The organism is Amycolatopsis nigrescens CSC17Ta-90, from assembly GCF_000384315.1.
In the GTDB taxonomy this organism is placed as follows: Bacteria; Actinomycetota; Actinomycetes; order Mycobacteriales; family Pseudonocardiaceae; genus Amycolatopsis; species Amycolatopsis nigrescens.
The window spans coordinates 6,418,275-6,437,343 of the sequence record NZ_ARVW01000001.1; the positions used below are offsets into that span (position 1 = coordinate 6,418,275).

Annotated in this window: 18 protein-coding genes; 7 read left to right on the forward strand and 11 right to left on the reverse strand. The window is 72.2% G+C overall.

Translation table 11 applies throughout. The annotated features are described in order from the left end of the window. Positions 1–43: 43 nt before the first annotated feature. Together AMYNI_RS45645 and AMYNI_RS0130590 are read right to left on the reverse strand one after the other, a co-directional pair. The gene (locus AMYNI_RS45645) at positions 44–760 is read right to left on the reverse strand and encodes a response regulator (protein ID WP_040406084.1); all 717 of its coding nucleotides are present in this window, start codon (positions 758–760) and stop codon (positions 44–46) included. A 629-nt stretch (positions 761–1,389) separates the two neighbouring features. Beyond that, a complete protein-coding gene (locus AMYNI_RS0130590) occupies positions 1,390–1,953 on the reverse strand; it encodes a DUF3000 domain-containing protein (RefSeq protein WP_020671907.1) in 564 nt (187 codons plus the stop codon). Positions 1,954–2,081: 128 nt separating this feature from the next. Between AMYNI_RS0130590 and hemE the strand changes: the two genes are divergently transcribed. Genes hemE through hemQ form a run of 3 tightly spaced genes read left to right on the forward strand, consistent with a single transcriptional unit; the run spans position 2,082 to position 5,323 of the window. Further along, on the forward strand, positions 2,082–3,167 hold the full coding sequence (gene hemE / locus AMYNI_RS0130595; protein WP_020671908.1) for a uroporphyrinogen decarboxylase: 1,086 nt from the start codon (positions 2,082–2,084) through the stop codon (positions 3,165–3,167). Continuing rightward, positions 3,164–4,597, forward strand: a complete 1,434-nt coding sequence (hemG, locus tag AMYNI_RS0130600; protein WP_020671909.1) for a protoporphyrinogen oxidase — start codon at positions 3,164–3,166, stop codon at positions 4,595–4,597. Before hemE ends, hemG begins: the two co-directional genes overlap by 4 nt. 33 nt (positions 4,598–4,630) lie before the next feature. Next, positions 4,631–5,323, forward strand: coding sequence for a hydrogen peroxide-dependent heme synthase (gene hemQ, locus AMYNI_RS0130605; RefSeq protein ID WP_020671910.1), 693 nt, complete (start codon positions 4,631–4,633; stop codon positions 5,321–5,323). 15 nt (positions 5,324–5,338) lie between these two features. Here hemQ and AMYNI_RS45650 read toward each other — a convergent pair whose 3' ends face one another. Both AMYNI_RS45650 and AMYNI_RS0130615 read right to left on the reverse strand, forming a co-directional pair. After that, positions 5,339–6,544 carry a hypothetical protein gene (locus AMYNI_RS45650; RefSeq protein ID WP_020671911.1) on the reverse strand — a complete coding sequence of 402 codons (1,206 nt, stop codon included), beginning with the start codon at positions 6,542–6,544 and terminating at the stop codon, positions 5,339–5,341. A 2-nt stretch (positions 6,545–6,546) separates the two neighbouring features. Continuing rightward, positions 6,547–9,516, reverse strand: coding sequence for a DEAD/DEAH box helicase (locus AMYNI_RS0130615; RefSeq protein ID WP_020671912.1), 2,970 nt, complete (start codon positions 9,514–9,516; stop codon positions 6,547–6,549). Between the two features lie 271 nt (positions 9,517–9,787). Between AMYNI_RS0130615 and AMYNI_RS0130620 the strand changes: the two genes are divergently transcribed. After that, positions 9,788–11,152, forward strand: a complete 1,365-nt coding sequence (locus tag AMYNI_RS0130620) for a CoA transferase (RefSeq protein WP_020671913.1) — start codon at positions 9,788–9,790, stop codon at positions 11,150–11,152. 28 nt (positions 11,153–11,180) lie between these two features. Here the strand turns inward: AMYNI_RS0130620 and AMYNI_RS0130625 are convergent, their stop codons facing one another. The 6 genes from AMYNI_RS0130625 to AMYNI_RS0130650 form a co-directional block, all read right to left on the reverse strand. Further along, positions 11,181–11,516 (reverse strand): SCO6045 C-terminal-like domain-containing protein, encoded by a 336-nt coding sequence (locus AMYNI_RS0130625; RefSeq protein ID WP_020671914.1) that lies wholly within the window; start codon positions 11,514–11,516, stop codon positions 11,181–11,183. Further along, complete coding sequence (locus tag AMYNI_RS0130630) at positions 11,513–12,316, reverse strand: MbnB/TglH/ChrH family RiPP precursor modification enzyme (RefSeq protein ID WP_026361151.1); 804 nt, start codon at positions 12,314–12,316, stop codon at positions 11,513–11,515. The genes AMYNI_RS0130625 and AMYNI_RS0130630 overlap by 4 nt, the downstream gene beginning before the upstream one ends. A gap of 30 nt (positions 12,317–12,346) precedes the next feature. Continuing rightward, positions 12,347–12,769: a peptide-methionine (R)-S-oxide reductase MsrB gene (msrB, locus tag AMYNI_RS0130635; protein ID WP_026361152.1), complete on the reverse strand. Its 423-nt coding sequence runs from the start codon at positions 12,767–12,769 to the stop codon at positions 12,347–12,349. A 22-nt stretch (positions 12,770–12,791) separates the two neighbouring features. Then, positions 12,792–13,097 (reverse strand): hypothetical protein, encoded by a 306-nt coding sequence (locus AMYNI_RS0130640; protein WP_020671917.1) that lies wholly within the window; start codon positions 13,095–13,097, stop codon positions 12,792–12,794. 54 nt (positions 13,098–13,151) lie between these two features. Beyond that, positions 13,152–14,723: a serine/threonine-protein kinase gene (locus tag AMYNI_RS0130645; RefSeq protein ID WP_084628507.1), complete on the reverse strand. Its 1,572-nt coding sequence runs from the start codon at positions 14,721–14,723 to the stop codon at positions 13,152–13,154. Between the two features lie 131 nt (positions 14,724–14,854). Next, complete coding sequence (locus AMYNI_RS0130650; RefSeq protein ID WP_020671919.1) at positions 14,855–15,526, reverse strand: TVP38/TMEM64 family protein; 672 nt, start codon at positions 15,524–15,526, stop codon at positions 14,855–14,857. A 66-nt stretch (positions 15,527–15,592) separates the two neighbouring features. Between AMYNI_RS0130650 and AMYNI_RS0130655 the strand changes: the two genes are divergently transcribed. The 3 genes from AMYNI_RS0130655 (at position 15,593) to AMYNI_RS0130665 (ending at position 18,297) form a co-directional block, all read left to right on the forward strand. After that, positions 15,593–16,162 (forward strand): GNAT family N-acetyltransferase, encoded by a 570-nt coding sequence (locus AMYNI_RS0130655; RefSeq protein WP_020671920.1) that lies wholly within the window; start codon positions 15,593–15,595, stop codon positions 16,160–16,162. A 4-nt stretch (positions 16,163–16,166) separates the two neighbouring features. Further along, on the forward strand, positions 16,167–17,186 hold the full coding sequence (gene ligD / locus AMYNI_RS0130660) for a non-homologous end-joining DNA ligase (protein ID WP_020671921.1): 1,020 nt from the start codon (positions 16,167–16,169) through the stop codon (positions 17,184–17,186). Positions 17,187–17,313: 127 nt separating this feature from the next. After that, on the forward strand, positions 17,314–18,297 hold the full coding sequence (locus AMYNI_RS0130665; protein ID WP_245574030.1) for an MsnO8 family LLM class oxidoreductase: 984 nt from the start codon (positions 17,314–17,316) through the stop codon (positions 18,295–18,297). Positions 18,298–18,361: 64 nt separating this feature from the next. Here the strand turns inward: AMYNI_RS0130665 and AMYNI_RS0130670 are convergent, their stop codons facing one another. Next, entirely contained in the window at positions 18,362–19,042 is a 681-nt protein-coding gene (locus AMYNI_RS0130670) for a TetR/AcrR family transcriptional regulator (protein WP_020671923.1), read from the reverse strand. Positions 19,043–19,069: the final 27 nt, after the last annotated feature.

Consider the following 19,069-nt stretch of genomic DNA (forward strand, 5'->3'; position numbering starts at 1 on the left):
TACCGCGCCTGGTCCGCCCGTCCCCCGGGTTCGTTCTGGTACGTCAGCGGATTACGCCTGCGCGCATCGCCAGCGCCACCATCTGTGCCCTGTCCCCGGTGCCGAGCTTGCGCCCGATGCGGGACAGGTGTGACTTCACCGTGAGCGCGGAGAGGCTGAGTTCCTCTCCGATCTCCTTGTTGGACTGGCCATCGGCGACGAGCTGCAGCACCTCGACCTCGCGTGCGGACAGCTCACGCGGGGTGTTGTCGGTGCCGGCAACCCTGGTGCCGGTGGCCAGGACCGGTGCCACGCTGGGATCTGCGTACACGCCGCCCTCGAGCACCCTGCGCACGCCATCGGTGACTACCACCGGCGACGCTGACTTGAGCAGGTATGCCTGAGCTCCGGCCTGGAACGCCGACCTCACCGCGTACGGATCGTCGGACGATGCGAGCACCACGACCCGAGGCCAGCCATGGCTACGGAGTTCCGTAACCAGCTCGATGCCACTGCCATCGGGCAGGCCGAGATCGAGAATTGCCAGGTCACATGGCCCAGTGGCCGTTGCCCTCGCTCTCGCCTCGGCTACCGTGGCAGCCTCGTGTACGGTGCCCGCACCCATTTGTGCGAGTCGTGCGGCAATCGCCTCTCTCAGTAACGGGTGGTCGTCGACCACCAGCACTGAGAAAAGCTCCTCCCGCGGATGCGGAACCATGCTCGCCGGCAAAGCACCGGCTGGCGTGGATCTGACGGCCTGAGATAAGCCGACGGCAGCCACGTCACTACCTCCCTGGAGTCGGTCGTGCCCCCCGACCGGCACCGGGACTTTCGGCCAATCAGCCGCGCCAGCTTTAGACCGAAAGTGGTGTCGTCGAAGGCACTCTAGCCGCCCGAGCGGGTCTGCGGGGGGATCGAACGGGTATCTATCCCGATCGAGTAGTTACTCCCGGGCATCGTTGTCACACGATCGGGCTAGTACACGGCCGGTGGCTAACGGATGGCCCTATGAACACGATGCAGTATGAATGATTATCGGGTTGTGGGCGTGCAGACGGTGCGTGCAAACGCTCACGCTGTTCCCCGGCAAGGTCGTCACGAGTGCGTCAGGTCGCGGAATGACCGATTTTCCAGGCGGTGATCTTGCCGGGTCCGCCGGACTCGCCGGTCCGGCGAACCCGCGCGCGAGTGCGGCGGGCGGCCGGCTCGTCGCCGCCAGGAGCGACGGCGGAGCCGGTCCGGACCTGAAGTTGATGTTGCCGTCCGTGACTGAGCGTGTCTCACGATAGTGGCCTAGCGCCGGTCACCCGGGCAAGGTGCCGTGCGGTGGCATTTGCGCGCGGGGGGCGGCGCCCGCCCGGCAGGGCACCCCGGCGGCGTTAGCCCGTCTGCGAGGCGCTCAGGAGGTGCTCAGGAGGTCTGGCGCTGCCCGAAGAAGGTGACGCCCACCGGCGGCAGCCCGGCCACGCTGGACATGAGCTGGCAGAACGCCTCGCCGTGCGGGCGCAGTTCGGCGTCGGTCGGGGTCCAGGATGCCCGGAGCTCGAGGTCGTCGGTCCTGGCCGGGCCGGAAATGTCGCCGAACCGGGCCGAGGAGGTCTCGGTGACCGTGCCGCCCAGCGCGGTCCAGGTGGCGCCGGAGCTTTCCAGCGCGTCGGTCAGCCAGGACCAGCCGACCGCCGGCAGGAACGGGTCGGTGGCCAGTTCGCGGTCGAGCTCGGCCCGCACGTAGACGACGAGGCGGAGCACGCCGTCCCAGTTCTCCTGGCCGTCCGGGTCGTGCAGCAGCACCAGCCTGCCCGAGGCCAGCACGTCCGCCGGCCCGGTGGTCTCGCAGCTCAGGGCGTAGGACCACGGCGCGAGCCGCTGCGGCGGACGCATGCTCTCCAGGGTCACTTCCGGCCGGGGCCGGACGGATTGCAGCGCCGCGACAGCCTCACGGAACAAGTCGGGCGCCTGCGTCATCGCGGTCACGAACTCGACTTTAAGGCGCCGACGGCGCGCGAAGCGCGCAAGACGCGCCGAGACACGGCGATAAGGAAGAGGCAGCTTTGCCGAGGGCAACGGACGCCACCAGTGCCACCGGTGGCACCATAATGAGGATGCCTACCACTGCTGAGACGCGGCCACAACCCGCCCGCCGCGAGCTCTCCGAAGCCCCGTTCCTGGTCGCCGCCCGCGGCGGGAAACCGGCCAGGCTGCCGGTCTGGTTCATGCGGCAGGCGGGCCGGTCGCTGCCGGAGTACCGCGCCCTGCGCGAGGGCGTGCCGATGCTGGACGCCTGCTTCGACCCGGAGATGCTGGCCGAGGTGACGCTGCAGCCGGTGCGCCGGCACGGGGTGGACGCGGCGATCCTGTTCAGCGACATCGTGGTGCCGCTGAAGGCGGCCGGGCTGGACATCGACATCGTGCCGGGCACCGGCCCGGTGGTGGCTTCGCCGGTGCGCGACGCGGCCGCGGTGGCCGCCGTGCCGCTGCTCGACCCGGAGCAGGTCGCGCCGGTCGCGGACGGGGTGCGGCTGCTGGTCGAGCGGCTCGGCAGCACGCCGCTGATCGGGTTCGCCGGCGCACCGTTCACCCTGGCCTCCTACCTGATCGAGGGCGGGCCGAGCCGCAACCACGAGCACACCAAGGCGTTGATGCACGCCGACCCCGAGCTCTGGCACTCACTCGCCGGCAGGCTCGCCGACGTCGCGCTGACCTTCCTGCGCGCCCAGCTGGACGCCGGGGTGGACGCGGTGCAGCTGTTCGACTCCTGGGCCGGCGCGCTCTCGCCGAGGGACTACCGCGAGTTCGTGCTGCCGCATTCGGCCAGGGTGCTGGCCGGGGTGGCGGAGTACGGCGTGCCGCGGATCCACTTCGGCGTCGGCACCGGTGAGCTGCTCACGGCGATGCGCGACGCCGGTGCGGACGTGGTCGGCGTGGACTGGCGGGTCCCGCTGGACGAGGCCGTGCGGCGCCTTTCAGTGCCCGATTCGGCACCGGACCACGCTCGCCCGGTGGTGCAGGGCAATCTCGACCCGGCGCTGCTGCTCGCGTCCTGGCCGGTGGTGGAGGCCGAGGTGCGCCGGATCGCCGCCGAGGGCAAGGCCGCCGCGGGGCACATCTTCAACCTCGGCCACGGCGTGCTGCCCGGTACCGACCCGGAGGTGCTGACCAGGGTCGTCGAGCTGGTCCACCGGCTGTGACCGGGCCACTCGGCGAGCCGCGGCACGTCGCGGTGGTCGGCGGCGGGATCTCCGGGCTGACCGCCGCCTACCGGCTTCGGCGGCTGCTCGGCGACCGGGTGACCGTCACGGTGGTCGAGTCCACCGGTTCGCTCGGCGGCAAGCTGCGCACGGCCGAGGTCGCCGGCAGGCCGTTCGACCTCGGCGCGGAGGCCTTCCTGGCCCGCCGCCCGGAGGCGCTCGCGCTGGTCGAGGAGATCGGCCTTGCCGGGGTGCTGACCCATCCGACCAGGGCGCGGGCCACCATCCGCGCCGGCGGTACCGCGGCCGGGCTGCCCGGCGGCACCGTGATGGGCGTGCCCGGGTCGGCGGAGGCGGTGGCCGGACTGCTGTCCCCGGACGGCGCGCGCCGGGTCGCGGCCGAACCGGAACTGCCGCCGGTGACGTTGCCGGAGACCGACGTCCGGCTCGGCCCGCTGCTGCGGGAACGGTTCGGCGACGAGCTGGTCGACCGGCTGGTGGACCCGCTGCTCGGCGGGGTCTACGCCGGCGGGGCGGACGGGCTCGGTCTGCGCGCCACCATGCCCGGCCTTGCCGCGAAACTGGACGGCGGCGCCGGCTCGCTCACCGCGGCCGCCGCGGCACTGCTGCCCGCCACCCCGTCGGCCTCGCCGGTGTTCGGCACGCTGCTCGGCGGGCTGGGCGTCCTGGTGGACCGGCTCACCGAGCTGGCGAAGCCGGAGGTCCGGCTGGGCGTTCCAGTGCGTTCGCTGCGGCGCAGGCCGTCCGGCTGGCGGCTCGAACTCGGCGCGGCCGCCTACGCGCACGCGCCGGAGGACGCCGTGCTGGACGTGGACGCGGTGCTGCTCGCGGTGCCCGCTCCGGCGGCGAGGCGGCTGCTCGCGGAGGCGGCACCGGCGGCCTCCGCCGCACTCGGCGAGGTGGAGCTGGCCTCGATGGCGGTCGTCGGCCTGGCCTACCCGCCCGGTACCGGGCTGCCGGACGCGTCCGGGGTGCTGATCGGCGCGGGGGAGCGCGATGCCTCCGGCCGACCGCTGGCGGCGAAGGCGTTCACCTTCTCGGCCCGGAAATGGGCCCACTACGGCGAACCCGGCGGGCCGGTGCTGCTGCGCGGCTCGGTCGGCCGGTTCGGCGAGCCCGGCGCGCTGGACGCGACCGACGAGGAGCTGGTCCGCCTGGTACGCGCGGACCTGGCGGAGGTGAGCGGGCTGACCGCCGAGCCGGTCGACGTGTTGGTGCACCGCTGGGGCGGCGGGCTGCCGCAGTACGGCGCCGGGCACGCGGAGCGGGTCGGCCGGATCGAGCGCGCGCTGGCCGCGGTGCCCGGGCTGGAACTGGCCGGGGCGGTACTGCACGGCGTCGGCATCCCGGCCTGCGTCGCCACCGCGGACGCCGCGGCGGTCCGCGTCACGTCCGGCCTGGCTCCCTGACGCCTCTCAGCGGGCGAGTGCCAAGATGGGCGCATGGCGCGGCTTAACTACAACGAGCTCAACGACACCATTCGCTACACCGCATGGTCGGTGTTCCAGGTCCAGCCGGGGCGGCTGCCCGAGGACCGCGGGCCGGCGGCCCGTGAGACCACCGAGTACCTGGATGCCTTGGCGGACAAGGGTGTCGTGGTGCGCGGGATGTACGACGTGGCCGGCCTCCGCGCCGACGCGGACTTTATGGTCTGGTGGCACGCCGAGGAGATCGAGCAGGTTCAGGCCGCCTACAACGGCTTCCGCCGCACCCCGCTCGGTCGCGTGTCCACTCCGGTCTGGAGCCAGGTCGCGCTGCACCGGCCCGCCGAGTTCAACAAGAGCCACGTGCCCGCCTTCCTGGCCGGTGAAGAGGCGCGCAAGTTCATCTGCGTGTACCCCTTCGTGCGGTCCTACGAGTGGTACCTGCTGCCGGACGACGAGCGCCGCAAGATGCTCGCCGACCACGGCAAGGAGGCCAGGGACTACCCGGACGTCCGCGCGAACACGGTCGCGTCCTTCGCACTCGGCGACTACGAGTGGATCCTCGCCTTCGAGGCCGACGAACTGCACCGGATCGTCGACCTGATGCGCCACCTTCGCGGCACCGAAGCGCGGCTTCACGTGCGCGAGGAGATCCCGTTCTACACCGGCACCAGGGTGGCGCCGTCGGAGCTCATCGCCGCCCTGCCCTGACACACGTGGGCCGGTTCAGCGGTCGAGCTGGGTGAGCTGGGCGGCGAGGGCGGACATACCGGCCTTCATCGCCAGGTCGTACAGCGTCGCGGTGTTCATCGCGCCGAGCTCCAGCTGACGGGAAATCCTGGCGATCCGCTCGTGCACGTCGGCCGGGGTCCGTTCGCGGGCGCCGAGGTAGGCGTCGACGCGCAGCAGCAGGGACTGCCGGCGGACCCGCTCATCGGTGCACCAGACGTGGAAGAAGTTCTTGCCCCGCACCACGAACGAGCCGAGCTTGCGCAGCGGGAGCGGCCCGTCTTTGGTGAACGCGGAGCCGGGCAGGGTGACCCGCCATGCGCCGTGCTCGTCCAGGGTGGGCTTGGCGGTGGTCAGGTCCCGCTCGCTCAGCCAGTCCTTCATCCAGTCGATCTCGGTGCGCGCGATCCGGTCCTCGGTCTCCAGCAGGCCCAGCACGTCCGGGCTCTGCTCGCACAGCGCGGTGACGTCCAGGTCGGGCTCGACGCCGGCCTGGGTGTAGGCGAGGTGGCGCACCCGCTTCCCGTCCTGCACCGCGCGGACCAGGTACAGCGGCAGGTAGACGCGGTCCTCGGCAACACTCTCCGGGCCGTCCATCCTGGTCGGCAGGTTGAAGTGGTCCCGTTCCGGGTTGCCGGCCAGCTCGGTGAGCGCCTCCCGGCGGAACGGGTACGGGCTCAGCAGCCGCAGGAACTTCGAGCCGCCGGGCGAGTCCAGCGCCGCCGCCAGCCGGTCTTCGGGCAGCAGGGTGACCGTGCGCGAGTGGTAGTAGGGCCGGGTCAGCGGGCGCGAACCGAACGCGTCGAAGTACAGCCGCCGCCGGTCCCCGGCGGTCACCACGTAGCGCACCTGGTCGCGGACGGAGGCGGCGCCGAGCGTGGTGAGCGTGAACCGGCCGCCCGACTCGGCCAGGTGCCCGATCGCGGCGAGCGAGCGCAGCGCCCGGTCCACCAGCTTCTCCTCGATGGCGAAGAACGCGGCCAGCTCGGCGGTGGTCTGCAGGCCGGCTTCGGCGATCCCGCGTTCGAGGTAGCGGTCGATCAGCTGGTACGGCTCGCCTTCGGTGACCGTCGAGCGCACCTCGACCCGCCACAGCGGCAGCAGCACGGTGAAGATCCTGGTGGGCACGGTGTCCTGGTCGAAGGCGGCGTCCTCCAGCGCGCGCTCGGCCGGGTACCGGATCAGCCTGGTGTCGGTCCTCATGGTCAGATGTCACCGGTCCACGCGCCGAGTTCGGCCAGCCGGTCGCGCACCTCGCCGTAGCCGCGCAGGTCCCCGCGCGCCTTGGTGTACTCGTGCAGGGATTTCGCCATTGCGCGGAAACCGGGGTCCTTCGCGGCGGACAGCGTGGCCAGGTCGCCGACCAGCACGAGCTGCCGGGTGGCGCGGGTGAAGGCCGCGTTCGCCCGGCGCGGATCCTTCAGCAGGCCGATGTCGCCCTCCGGGTTGCTGCGGGTGAAGCCGTACAGCAGCACGTCGCGTTCGCCGTGCACCGAGTCGGCGGTGCCCACGTTCAGCCCGACGGCCTGCGCGTCGCCGAGCACCCCGGTCAGCACCTTGGTGATCCAGGCGACCTGCGCGCGGTAGGGCACCACGAGCGCCCAGGTCTCGCCGCGCCGGTGGTAGAAGCCGGCCAGCTCGATCAGCAGCTTCGCCTCGGCCGGGTTGAGGTAACCGCGCTGCCGCCAGGGTTCGCGTGCGTCGCCCGGCCGTTCGACCCGTTGCTCCGCGGGCAGCGCGGAGGTGTCCACGAAGGCCAGCGGACTGTGGAACAAGGGATCTGTGCCTGCACTGCTGTCCGGCTTCCGCTCTGTCCGCAGCTTTCCCTGGTAGAAGGTGCCGGAGACGAAGTCGGCGATCGCGGCCGGCATCCGGCGCTGCTGGTTCAGCCGGAGCAGGTTGCTCTCCGGCAGCCGGGTGGCCAGCAGCTCGAACGCGCTGCGCGTCATCAGCCCGCGCAGGTCGCCGTCCTCGGCGCTCGGGCCCCACCGGTCCACGTCCGAGTCCTGCAGGGGCGGCGGCTGCTGGTGGTCGCCCACCAGCACCCCCCGCCTGGCCCTGGTCAGCGGCACCATCGCCTCGGCGAGGCCGATCCGGCCCGCCTCCTGCACGATCGCGAGGTCGAACTCGGCGTCCGCCATTTCCGGCCGGGAGGACGCGCCCGAGCCGGTGGTGGCGACCACGTCGGCGTAGCGGATCAGCTCGGGGTAGAGCTGCTTGTCGCTCGCGCCGGAGACCTCGGCGCGCCAGTCGGCCAGCAGTTTCGCCCGGACGGCGAGCAGCGGCAGTCGCTGCTGCAGCCAGCCGCGGAGCGTGGCCAGGTCCTGCGCGATCGCTTCTCCCTCGATACCGGTGCGCACCGGCGGCGGCTGGTCGACCGCGCTGATCGCCACGGTCGCCGCCTTAGCCGCGGTCAGTGCGGCCTCCACGCTCACGGCGACCCGGCGGCTCGCTTCGCCGAGCGCGGCCGTGGCGGCCTGCACCGACGGTTCGTTCTGGGTGACGGCCTCCAGCCGCCGCCTGGCCTCTTCCAGCTCGGCCTGCTTCCGGGTGCCGTTGGCGCGCAGCCGGATGCTGTTCTCGCGCTCGGCCTCCAGCCGCCGGTCCCACCAGCCGGCCTGCACCCGGTGCACGGCGCCGAGCACCGGCCGTTCGGAGCGGGACCTGGCGGCGCCGGTCTGCTCGGTCAGCTGCAGCACCCGGCTCTGGCTCAGCTCCAGCGATTCCGCGCACTTCCCGATCTCGGCGGTGAGCCGGTCCACGGCGGCCTGAGCTTCCCCGCCGGCGGCGACCCTGGCCGCGGCCAGCGAGGACCGGGCCGCCACCTCTTCGGCCAATGCCGCGTTCAGCCGCTCGGTCCTGCTGCCGAGTTCGCCGACCCACGGCCCGGCCACGTCGATGTCCTCGTAGGCGGCCAGCGACTGCTCGGTGGCGCTCAGGATGCCGGTGCGCAGCGCCGCGGCGTGGCGCTCCAGCCGGTACGGCTCGCCGTCCGGGGTGATCTCGCCGGGATGGCCGACCCGGACGCTGACCAGTTCGGCTGGCAGCTTGGCCAGCAGCCGGTCCGCGGCCAGGTCGGTCTTCGAGGTGACCAGCACCCGGCCGCGGGCGAGCGCGGAGGCGCGGGCGATCTGGCCGATCAGCCGGGTCCGGCCGGTGCCGGGCGGGCCGAGCACCAGCAGCAGGTCGTCCACCGCGACGGCCTTGCGGAACGCGTCCAGCTGGTCGGCGTCCAGCGCTTCGGCCGGTTCGGCCGGTACCGGCTGCAACGGCCGCAGCCGCTGGTCGACCAGCACGGACAGCAGGCCGTTGTCGCCGGCGGGCCGGTCACGCAGCAGCGCGACCGCGTCCCGCTGCCTGCCGAACACGGCCCGGCTCGGCGTCATCTCCAGCTCGCCCTGCTGGATCAGGTGCTGCCCGTCCACCGGCCGGTCGAACCGGATGGTCGCGAACCGACCGGCCAGCCGGGTCACCTGGCCGCGTGGCGCCGCGTCGCCGTGCACCCGGACGAAAGCGCCTTGGCTCAGCGCTCGGCCGTCGGTCAGCTCGAACTGGAAGATCGAGTGGGCGCCGTCCAGCCGGTCGTCGACGGGTTTCACCGCGCGGTACGGGAACGGCCCTGCCGAGGCGGCGGCCTCCATGGTGATCTGCTCGGAGGCGTCGATCAGCCGGTCCAGCCGGTCGAGGAAGGCCAGGTGCGCGGTGTCCGGCGCCGGGCTGCGGCGGCGCGCGTCCAGCTCGGTGGTCAGGCCCTGCCAGTCGGCCCACAGCCGTGGCCAGTAGGTGTCGGTCCCCGGCGGGACCTGCCTGGTCTCGAACACGGTCAGCCAGCCGCCCGGTCGCAGCAGCAGATGGCCTTCGGAGAGGTCGTGGTGGTCGCGGATGCGCAGCGGGCTGATCGACGCGATCGTGTAAGCGTCCCGCCGGCGGCTCACGAAGAGCCGGGCCACGTAGGTCCTGCCGTAGAGCAGCAGGCTCCAGTCCTGCCCGTCGCCCCACGGCTTGCCGAGCCTGGCCGGCACGCCGTCCAGCCGGGCGTTCAGGTCGGCCTGGAGCTGTTCGAGCCCGAACGGCACCGTGGGGTGGTCGCGGACCTGCCGGCCGAGGAGTGCGGCCAGCTTGCTGTCCGGTACCAGGACGATCGGTCCCGGCAGGCCGACGGCGCGAAACGGCATCGGTGCTCCTCAGGACGGGCGGTCGTGACCGGCTCGGCGGGTGGGCGCGAGGCTGGTTCGTCCCAGGCCCAGGTCACGCGGCCGTTGGCACGCGGATCCGGCGGCCTGGGGCGAGGTGCGCACCGGTTGCTCTGCGCACGCGTCCAGCCCCATGCGTTCGCAGCCTACTCACCCATGCGTGTCATGTTGGCAGGTCGCGGTGGTCGGTTCGGTAGATGATGTCGCCGATCTCTCAGCCACTGGTGGGACCGGCCGGGCAGAGAATGAGGTCATGGCGAATCTCGACACGGATCTCGGCGAGCTGTGGCGGGCGCTCACCGGTGAGCCGCTCGAACCGGGTGCGGTGGCCTTCACCGGGGCGGAGTCCGTGCTGCCAGGCCCGTTCCGGGTGGCCGCCGCGGCGGCTACCTCCGTCGCCGCCACCACCCTCGCCGCGGCCGAGCTGCTGCGGCTGCGCGGCGTCGAGCCGGGGCGGGTCTCGGTGGACCTCGGGCACGCGGCGGCGGCGTTCCGCAGCGAGCGGTACCTGCTGGTGGACGGCGGCCCGCCCGGTGACGTGTGGGCGGAGCTCTCCGGCGATTACCGGGCCGCCGACGGCTGGGTGCGGCTGCACTGCAACTACCCGCAGCACGCGGCCGCGGCCTGCCGCGCACTCGGGGTGCCGGAGAGTAGGGAGGCCGTCACCGAAGCGGTGGCGGCGCGCGGCGCCTGGCAGGTGCAGGAGGAGGTGCTCGCCGCCGGCGGCGCGGCCGCCGCGCTGCGGTCCCGCGCGGACTGGCTGGCGCATCCGCAGGGCCGGGCGGTGACCGGACTGCCGCTGGCCGAGCTGACCAGGACCGGCCACGCCGCGCCGGTTCCGCTACCCGATTCCGGGCGGCCGCTCGGCGGGGTCAGGGTGCTGGAGCTGACGCATGTGATCGCGGGCCCGGTGGCCGGTCGCACGTTGGCCGCGCACGGCGCCGACGTGCTGCACATCGGGGCCGCGCACCTGCCGGTGGTGCGGCCGCTGGTGATCGACACCGGGCTTGGCAAGCGCTCCGCCTGGCTCGACCTGCGTACCGACGCCGGCCGGGACCGGCTCTGGGCGCTGATCGCCGGGGCCGACGTGTTCATCCAGTCCTTCCGGCCCGGCGCGCTGGCCGGACTGGGTTTCAGCGCGGACCGGCTGGCCGCGGCCAGGCCGGGGCTGGTGCAGATCGAGCTGAACGCCTACGGCTGGGCCGGTCCGTGGGCCGGGCGCCGCGGCTTCGACAGCCTGGTGCAGCTCGCCACCGGTATCGCGGCCGAGGGTGCGGCGGACGCCCCGGTGCCGCTACCGGCGCAGGCGCTCGACCACGCGACCGGCTGGCTGGCCGCGGCCGTCGCGATGACCGCGCTGCGCCGCCGGGCGGCCGAGGGCGGCGGCTGGCGGGCCAGGCTGGCGCTCGCCCGCACCGGCGAATGGCTGGACTCCCTCGGCGGCAAGGACCCGGCCGCCACCGAACCCGACCTGACCGCCCTACTCACCACCACGCAAAGCCAGTTCGGCGAACTGACCCACGTCCGCGCCCCCGGCGCCCTACCCGCATCCAATCCACAATGGACACACGGCTCCCCGCTGCCCGGCGGCGATTCCCCCAACTGGCCTCGTGAGTGAAAAGTGTTGCTCTGGCAACACTTTTCACTCACGACCGCCACCAGGGGAAACGTCGGCGCGGCCTGGGCAGCTCGCCTCGTTCGACGAGCCATTCGGCGAAGGCGTCCGCGTCCTGGCGGGCCCTGGTGCCCTCGGCACGCGGATGGCCGGCGGCGTAGGCGTCGAACAGCGCCCGGTACCGGTCCCCGAGCGCATCCGGCAGGTCCGGCCGCAGATACCCGACGACGGACCGGCGCTTGGCGCGCAACGCCTGCACCTCGGTGCGCAGCCGGTCCTGGTCGAACCCGGCCGGTGCCGAACCGCCGGCGAGCAGCGCACGCAGCAATTCCGCCTGCTGCGCGGCCAACCGCTCCCGCCCGCTCATCCCGGGGACACCACCGCGCGGATCGAGGCCAGCGTCGCGGCCAGCTCGGTGTCGCTCGGGTAGTTCTCGTCGTGCTCCAGCAGCACCCCCGGCGGATCGGTCCGGCGGCGCAGTTCGGCGAGCAGGTCCAGCACCTCGGGCCGGACCGGGTGCGCGTGCGTGTCGTGGTAGACCCCGTCGCGCTCGACACCGCCGGCCACGTGCACGTAGGCGAGTCGTTCCAGCGGGATCTCGTCCAGGAACCGCTCGGGGTCGGTGCCCAGGTTGCGGGCGTTGGCGTAGAGGTTCGCCACGTCCACGATCAGCAGGCAGCCGGTGCGCTCGGTCAGCTCGCGCAGGAACGCGGCCTCGGTCAGCTGGGCGTCCGGCCATTCGATCAGCGCGGCGATGTTCTCCAGCGCGAACGGCACACCGACGATCGACTGGGTCAGCTTCACGTTGTCCACCAGCACGTCCAGCGCTTCCCTGGTGCGCGGCAGCGGGATCAGGTGACCGGCGTCCAGCCCGCCGGCCCGCACGAAGCAGACGTGGTCGCTGGCCAGCGGGGCGTCCAGCGCGGCGGCGAGGCCGGCCAGGTGCTCGATTCGGCGGGTGTCCACCGGCTCGGCGCCGCCGAGCGAGAGCGACACCGCGTGCGGCAGCACCGGCAGGCCGCGTTCGCGGAGTTTCGCCAGCGCTTCCGGCAGGTGGTCGGTGTGCAGGTTCTCCGCGACCACCTCGACCCAGTCCACCCCGGGCAGCCTGGCCACCGACAGGTCGATCTCCGGCCGCCAGCCGATGCCGACGCCCAGCTCAGTCACATCCACCCCCACCAGACCCCCTCGCCCTGGTTACGGCTTGGGCACCAGCTTCAGCGAGATCGAGTTGATGCAGTACCGCTGGTCGGTGGGGGTGTCGTAGCCCTCGCCCTCGAACACGTGCCCGAGGTGGCTGTGGCAGGAGCCGCAGAGCACCTCGATGCGCTTCATGCCCATCGCGCGGTCTTCGCGCAGCAGCACCGCGTCCGAGTCCGCGGGGTCGAAGAAGGACGGCCAGCCGCAGTGGCTTTCGAACTTGGTGTCGCTGCGGAACAGTTCGGCGCCGCAGGCGCGGCATTCGTAGACGCCGGTGGTCTTGGTGTCGTTGTACTCGCCGGTGTACGGGCGTTCGGTGGCGGCCTGGCGCAGCACCGCGTACTCCTCCGGTGCCAGCTGCTCCCGCCATTCCTGCTCGGACTTCACCACTCGGGGAGTGGCGCCGACGACGGGTTTCATGCCGGGTTTCATGCTTTCCACGTTACTCCGACAGCCATTGCACAGCCCGTACCAGGATGTCCCACGAGGCCACGATCACGCCCACCATGATGAGGGTCACCACCACCGCAGCCAGCCAGTAACGCAGCCCGCCCAGGCGGTTACTGGACTCGGCGAAGTCGGCCACGCCGTTGATCGACGCTTCGACGGTGAACGCCGGCTCGCAGCGTTCGATCCGGTCCAGATGCGCGGCGAAGGCCTGCGCTTCGGGATCCTGGGGGTCGAGCCCGACCAGGTCCTCCTGAAAACGGGGACTCTGGTTCGGCCCGGTACATCCGGTATCGGCCATGGTTCTACGGTAAGCCAGACGCCCCGTCCGACGCACTCCTTGCCAGGACGCGTCTCAGCCGAGCCTGGTGTCCGCGTCGATCTTCATCCCGGACTCGGTGTTCGCCACGCGGAACGCCTTGCGCCCGCTTCCTTCGAGGTTCACGTACATGTTGACCGAGCCGTCCGCGCTCGCGCCGTTGTCGGCGAACGCCTTGGACGCGCTCACCGAGCCCTTCTCGTTCCAGTACTCCTGGAACCGCTGCTGGCTGCCGAAGACCTGCTGGGCCGCGGGGGTGAGCATGTCCCAGGCGGCCGGGGAGCCCTTGGCGCCGAAGTAGTCGATGACCAGGTTGCCGGCCTGGCTGAAGCCGACCTGGCCGGAGCTCTTCGCCTTGCCGAGCCCGGCGGGTGCGGGCGAGCTGGCCGACGGCGGGGCCGGGGACTGGGAGGGAGCGGAACTGGCGGCCGGTGGCGGAGTCGAGTCCGGGTCGCCGTTCGAGGAGTTGAGCACCAGGAACACCACCAGCGCGACCACGGCCACGCCGGCGACCACGGCGCCGGCGAGCAGGCCCTTGCGCTTGGCGGCCGAGGCCGGTTTCGGCGCGCCGTTGCGGACCGGCGCCGCGGCGGTCGGCGCGGGCGGCGGGGTCGCGGGGCGAGGTACGAAGGCGGCGGTGGGCGTCCGCGGCGGGGTTGGCGGGTTGCCGGCGCGTGCCCACGGGGGTCTTTCCCCGGCGGGCAGCCCGCGGCCGGGAGTGTCCAGCGGCGCGCCGGCCGGCTGGCGGCCGGGCTGGTAGAGCGGCGGCGAGACCTGGAGCCCGATGGCACCGGCCGGGGCGGGTTCGCCGTTGGCCAGCGCGGCCAGCCGGTCGCGGGCCTCGGCCATGGTCGGCCGCTCCTCCGGCTCGGCGCGCAGCAGGCTCATCAGCAGCGCGGTGGCCTGCCCGGACTGCCGTGGCGGGATCACCTGACCGTTCGCCGCGGTGTAGAGCAGCGCGAGCTGGTTGGTGCTGTTTCCGTACGGCGGCTGGCCTTCCAGCGCGTGGTAGAGCGTGGCGCCGAGGGAGAAGACGTCCGAAGCGGGCCCGGGGTCGGAGCCGCGCGCCAGCTCGGGCGCCAGGTAGGCCGGGGTGCCGCCGATCAGCCCGGTCTGGGTGAGGGTGAGGTCACCGGTGGCGCGTGAGATGCCGAAGTCGGTGATCTTGGTGACGCCGCCGTCGTCGATCAGGATGTTGCCCGGTTTGACGTCCCGGTGCACGATCCCGGCGCGGTGCGCGGCGACCAGCGCGGCGGCCACCTGCTCGCCGATCCTGGCCACCTTGGTCAGCGGCAGCGTCGGCTGCTCGGCCAGCACCGCGGACAGGCTCTTGGACGGCAGGTACTCGGTCACCAGGCACGGGTCGCCGCCGTGCTCGGCGATGTCGAACACCACGATCGCGTTGGGGTGCTGGAAGCGCGCGGCGTTCCTCGCCTCGCGCATGGCGCGCTGGCGGACGTTGTCCCGTTCCGCGTCGGACAGTCCAGGCTGGGCCAGGATCTGCTTGATGGCCACGGATCGTTCCAGGCGCTCGTCGACCGCACGCCACACGACACCCATGGCGCCGCTACCAATGTGCTCAACGACGCGATAGTGCCCTGCGATCAGCTGGCCGGTATCGATGGCGCCTACTCCTCGGAAACTTCCGCATTAGTGGCTTGACCGCGCGCGAACAATCGGGTCGCGCACTCGGACGAGTGTAGCGGGCGTGCTGAACTGCGCGCCGTCAGCCGCGCCGGTCAAGACGTTGCGGGCACGGATTCCTTGGGCGGCAAGGGTTGCCTCGTTGTGCGGCGGATCACCCGGTAAAGCCCGAACGCGCCGGCCAGTGCGAAACCCGCGTAGCAGACGAGCAGTGCCGGTGGTGTGCCGCCGGTGAGCGCGTCCCCGAGCACGACCACCGCGACCGTGCCGGGCAGGCTGCCCAGCACGCTGCCGAGCAGGTACGGCGCGAACCGGATGGTGGAAATCCCGCAGCAGTAGCTGAACGGCGCGAACGGCACCATCGGGATCAGCCGCAGGGACGCGACCGCGACCACCCCGCCGCCGGCCAGCCGTTCGTTCACCGCGCGGACCGGGGTCCGGTGCAGGTGCCTGGCGACCAGGTCGCGGCCGAGCGCCCTGGCGAGCAGGAAACCGAGCGTGGCCGAGATCGCGGTCGCGGTGATCGCGACCCCGATCCCCACCGCGTTGCCGAGCAGCAGCCCGGCCGCGAGGTTGAAGACCGTGCGTGGCACCGGCGCGACAGTCAGTACCGAATAGGCCGCGAGGAACAGCAGTGCGGCCACTCCTCCGGCGCCGGCCGCCCAGTCGCGCAGTTCGGCCGGACTGGGCAGGGGGAGCAGCAGCGCCGCGACGGCCAGCGCCGCGAGTACCGCGAGCGCGAGCACGAGTTTGGTGCGGCGGGCCATGCTGTCACGGTAAGCCACGGTAAAAATCCGGTGACCAGCACACCGCGGATGTGCTGCCCTGAGCCGATGATCAATGTAGAGGCCTTTCGCGACCAGCCGGAACTGCGTGGTGAGCGGGTTGTCCTGAAGCAGGTCGACGAGACGTACGCCGACGACTACTGGCGGTTGCTGCACGACCCGGAGGCGATCCGGCTCACCGGCACGCACGAGGTCCCGGCCAGGGCGGAGATCGAACCGTGGCTGGCCGGGAAGCCGGGCCGGGACGACCGGGCGGACTGGGCGATCCTGCTGGCCGGAGACGACACAGACGGCGCGTTCCTCGGCGAGGTGGTGCTGAACGAGGTGGACCAGCACAACGAGTCGGCGAACTTCCGGATCGCGCTCACCGGCCCGCTGGCCTTCGGGCAGGGCTACGGCTCCGAGGCGACTTCGCTGGTGCTCGACTTCGCGTTCTCCGACGCCGGCCTGCACCGGGTGGCGCTCGAGGTGTTCGACTTCAACCCGCGGGCGAGGCGGGTGTACGAGAGGTGCGGGTTCGTCACCGAGGGCATCCGCCGCGACGCGCTGCGCTGGGACGGCACGTGGCACGACGCGATCGCGATGTCCGTGCTCGCCACGGATCTGCCGCTACGGTGAAGCCGTGGCCAAACACGGTGAGGCGATCGAGTTCGAAGTCGGCGGGCGCGCGGTGCGGGTGTCCAGTCCGGACAAGGTGTACTTCCCCGACCGCGGCATCACCAAGCGCGAGGTGGTGGAGCACTACATCGCGCTCGGCGGCCCGCTGCTGCGTGCGATCGGTGAGCGCCCGACCACGCTGAAGCGTTTCCCGGACGGCATCTCCGGCGAGTTCTTCTACGCCAAGCGCGTGCCCAAGGGCGCGCCGGAGTGGGTGGACAAGGTCGAGATCACCTTCCCGTCCGGCCGGAAGGCGGAGGAGGTCTGCCCGACCGAGCCCGCGGTGTTCGCCTGGGCGGCCAACCTCGGCACCCTCGACTTCCACCCGTGGCCGGTGCGGCGCCCGGACGTGGACCATCCCGACGAGCTGCGCATCGACGTGGACCCGCCCGACGAGGCGGGTTTCGAGGATGCCGTGCGCGTGGCCGCCACCGTCCGCGAGGTGCTCGCCGACGCCGGGCTGACCGGCTACCCGAAGACTTCCGGCGGTCGCGGCGTGCACGTCCTGGTGCGGATCCGGCCGGAATGGGACTTCATCGCGGTCCGGCACGCGGTGATCGCGCTCGGTCGCGAGGTGGAGCGCCGGGCCCCGGGGCAGGCGACCATCGCGTGGTGGAAAGAGGAGCGCGAGGGCCGCGTCTTCATCGACTACAACCAGGCCGCGCGGGACCGGACGGTGGCGTCCACCTGGTCGGTCCGCGGCACCGGGCGGGCCACCGTGTCCACCCCGCTGACCTGGGAGCAGCTCACCGAGGTGCATCCCGACGACTTCGACGTGCGCACCGCGGCGGCCTGGTTCGCCGAGCACGGCGACCCGCACGAGGCGATGGACGCCGAGGCGTTCGGCCTGGAGACCGCGCTGGAGTGGTACGACCGCGACGAGCGCGACCACGGCCAGGCCGAGATGCCCTACCCGCCCGACTATCCGAAAATGCCCGGCGAACCCAAGCGCGTCCAGCCCTCCAAAGCCCGCTCCGACACCTGACCCGCAGGTCAGACGTCGTGAGTGAAAAGTGTTGCTGGGGCAACAGTTATCACTCACGACGCCGCCCCCGGAATTCGCCCGAGCGCTAAGCGTTGAAATAGCTGTGACCTCATCCGTCAGGTTTTCGGTGCTCGATCGGTCGCGGACGCGTCAGGGACGGCCGCACGGGGAGGCGCTGGGGGAGACGGTCCAGTTCGCGAAGGAAGCCGAAGCGCTGGGGTATCACCGGTTCTGGGTCTCCGAGCACCACAGCGTGCCGGGTGTGGCCGGGTCGGCACCGACCGTGCTCGCCGCCGCGGTGGCCGCGGCCACCGGGCGGATCAGGGTCGGCACCGGCGGCGTGATGCTGCCGAACCACCAGCCGCTGGTGGTCGCCGAGCAGTTCGGTGTGCTGGACTCGCTGTTCCCCGGCCGGATCGATATGGGCCTTGGTCGCTCGGTCGGCTTCACCGACGGCATCCGCGGCGCGCTCGGCCGGGACAAGGACGTGGCCGAGCACTTCGGCGAACAGGTCCGCGAGCTGCTCGGCTACTTCTCCGGCACGCAGCAGGAGCACCCCGGCGTGCACGCGTACCCGGCCGAGGGCCTGCGCGTGCCGGCTTTCCTGCTGGCCACCGGCGCCGGTGCGGATCTCGCCGCCGAGCTGGGCCTGCCGCTGGTGATCGGCGCGTTCCGCGGTGAGGGCCCGATGCTGGACGCCATCGCCCGCTACCGCGACAACTACCGTCCGTCCGGCTGGTCACCGGCGCCGTACGTGGTGCTTTCCCAGACGGTCGCCGTCGCGGATTCCGTCCAGCAGGCCCGCCGGCTGCTGGTGCCCGAGGCGTGGTCGACCGCGTACTCCCGCACGCACGGCGTTTTCCCGCCGCTCCAGTCCGCCGAGCAGGTGCTGTCGCTGCCGATGACCGACCGCGAGCGCCGGATCTTCGAGCAGGGCCTGGAGGGTCACGTGCTCGGCACCGAGGAGCAGGTCGCGGACCGGCTCGGCGGCTTGGTCGAGCGCAGCGGCGCGGCCGAGGTACTGGTCACCACCAGCACCTACGACCGCGCGGAAATGCTGGAGACCTACACCCGCCTCGCCGCCCTCGCGTCCCTCCCCGTCCCCGCCTGAACACGCACGGCAAATAGCCGGCTATTTGCCCTTCCGGGACGCTCGCCATAGGGCAAATAGTCGGCTATTTGCCGGGGGCGGGGAGTTCGTGGGGCGGCGGGAGGCGGCGGTGGGGGTCGAGCGTGACGCCGCCGGTGCGCAGGGTGTGGTCGAGGATCGTCCAGATGACGGCGGTGAGCTGGGCGACCAGGTCGTCGCGGGTGTACGGGCCATGCCGGTCCAGCCAGCGGGTGCTCGCGGAGTGCACGTAGCCGACGATGCCGAAGGCGGTGGTCTCGGCCGGCGCCGGGTCGAGGTCGAAGGCCAGCAGGTAGCCGGTGAACAGCTCGGTAAGGTGCTCGCCGATCGCGGTCGGGATGTCGGTGTACTCCTCGTGCTCGGCCGGGGAGTTCTGGATCAGATAGCGGTAGAGCGGGGTGTGCTCGGTCAGCCAGCGCAGGTGCGTGTCGATCGCGGTGGTGATCATCTGCATCGGGGTGCCCTGCGGGTTCCACACCGGCGCCAGCTCGATCGTGATCAGCTCGCGCGCCCGCTGCGAGATCGCCCGCTGGAGGTCGGCCGCGTCGGTGAAATGCTTGTACAGCCGCGTTCTGGCCACCCCGGCCTTTTCCGCGATCTGCTCGGTGGACACCTCGGGCCCGTGCTCGGCGATGGCGGCGAGCGCCGCGTCGACGAACTCCGCGCGCCGCCGCTGGTGCTGACCCGCCCAGCGGGTGGCGCGTCCGTCGGCCGAAGCTGCTGACATGACCGAAGTCTAGCTGTACCCTGCGGG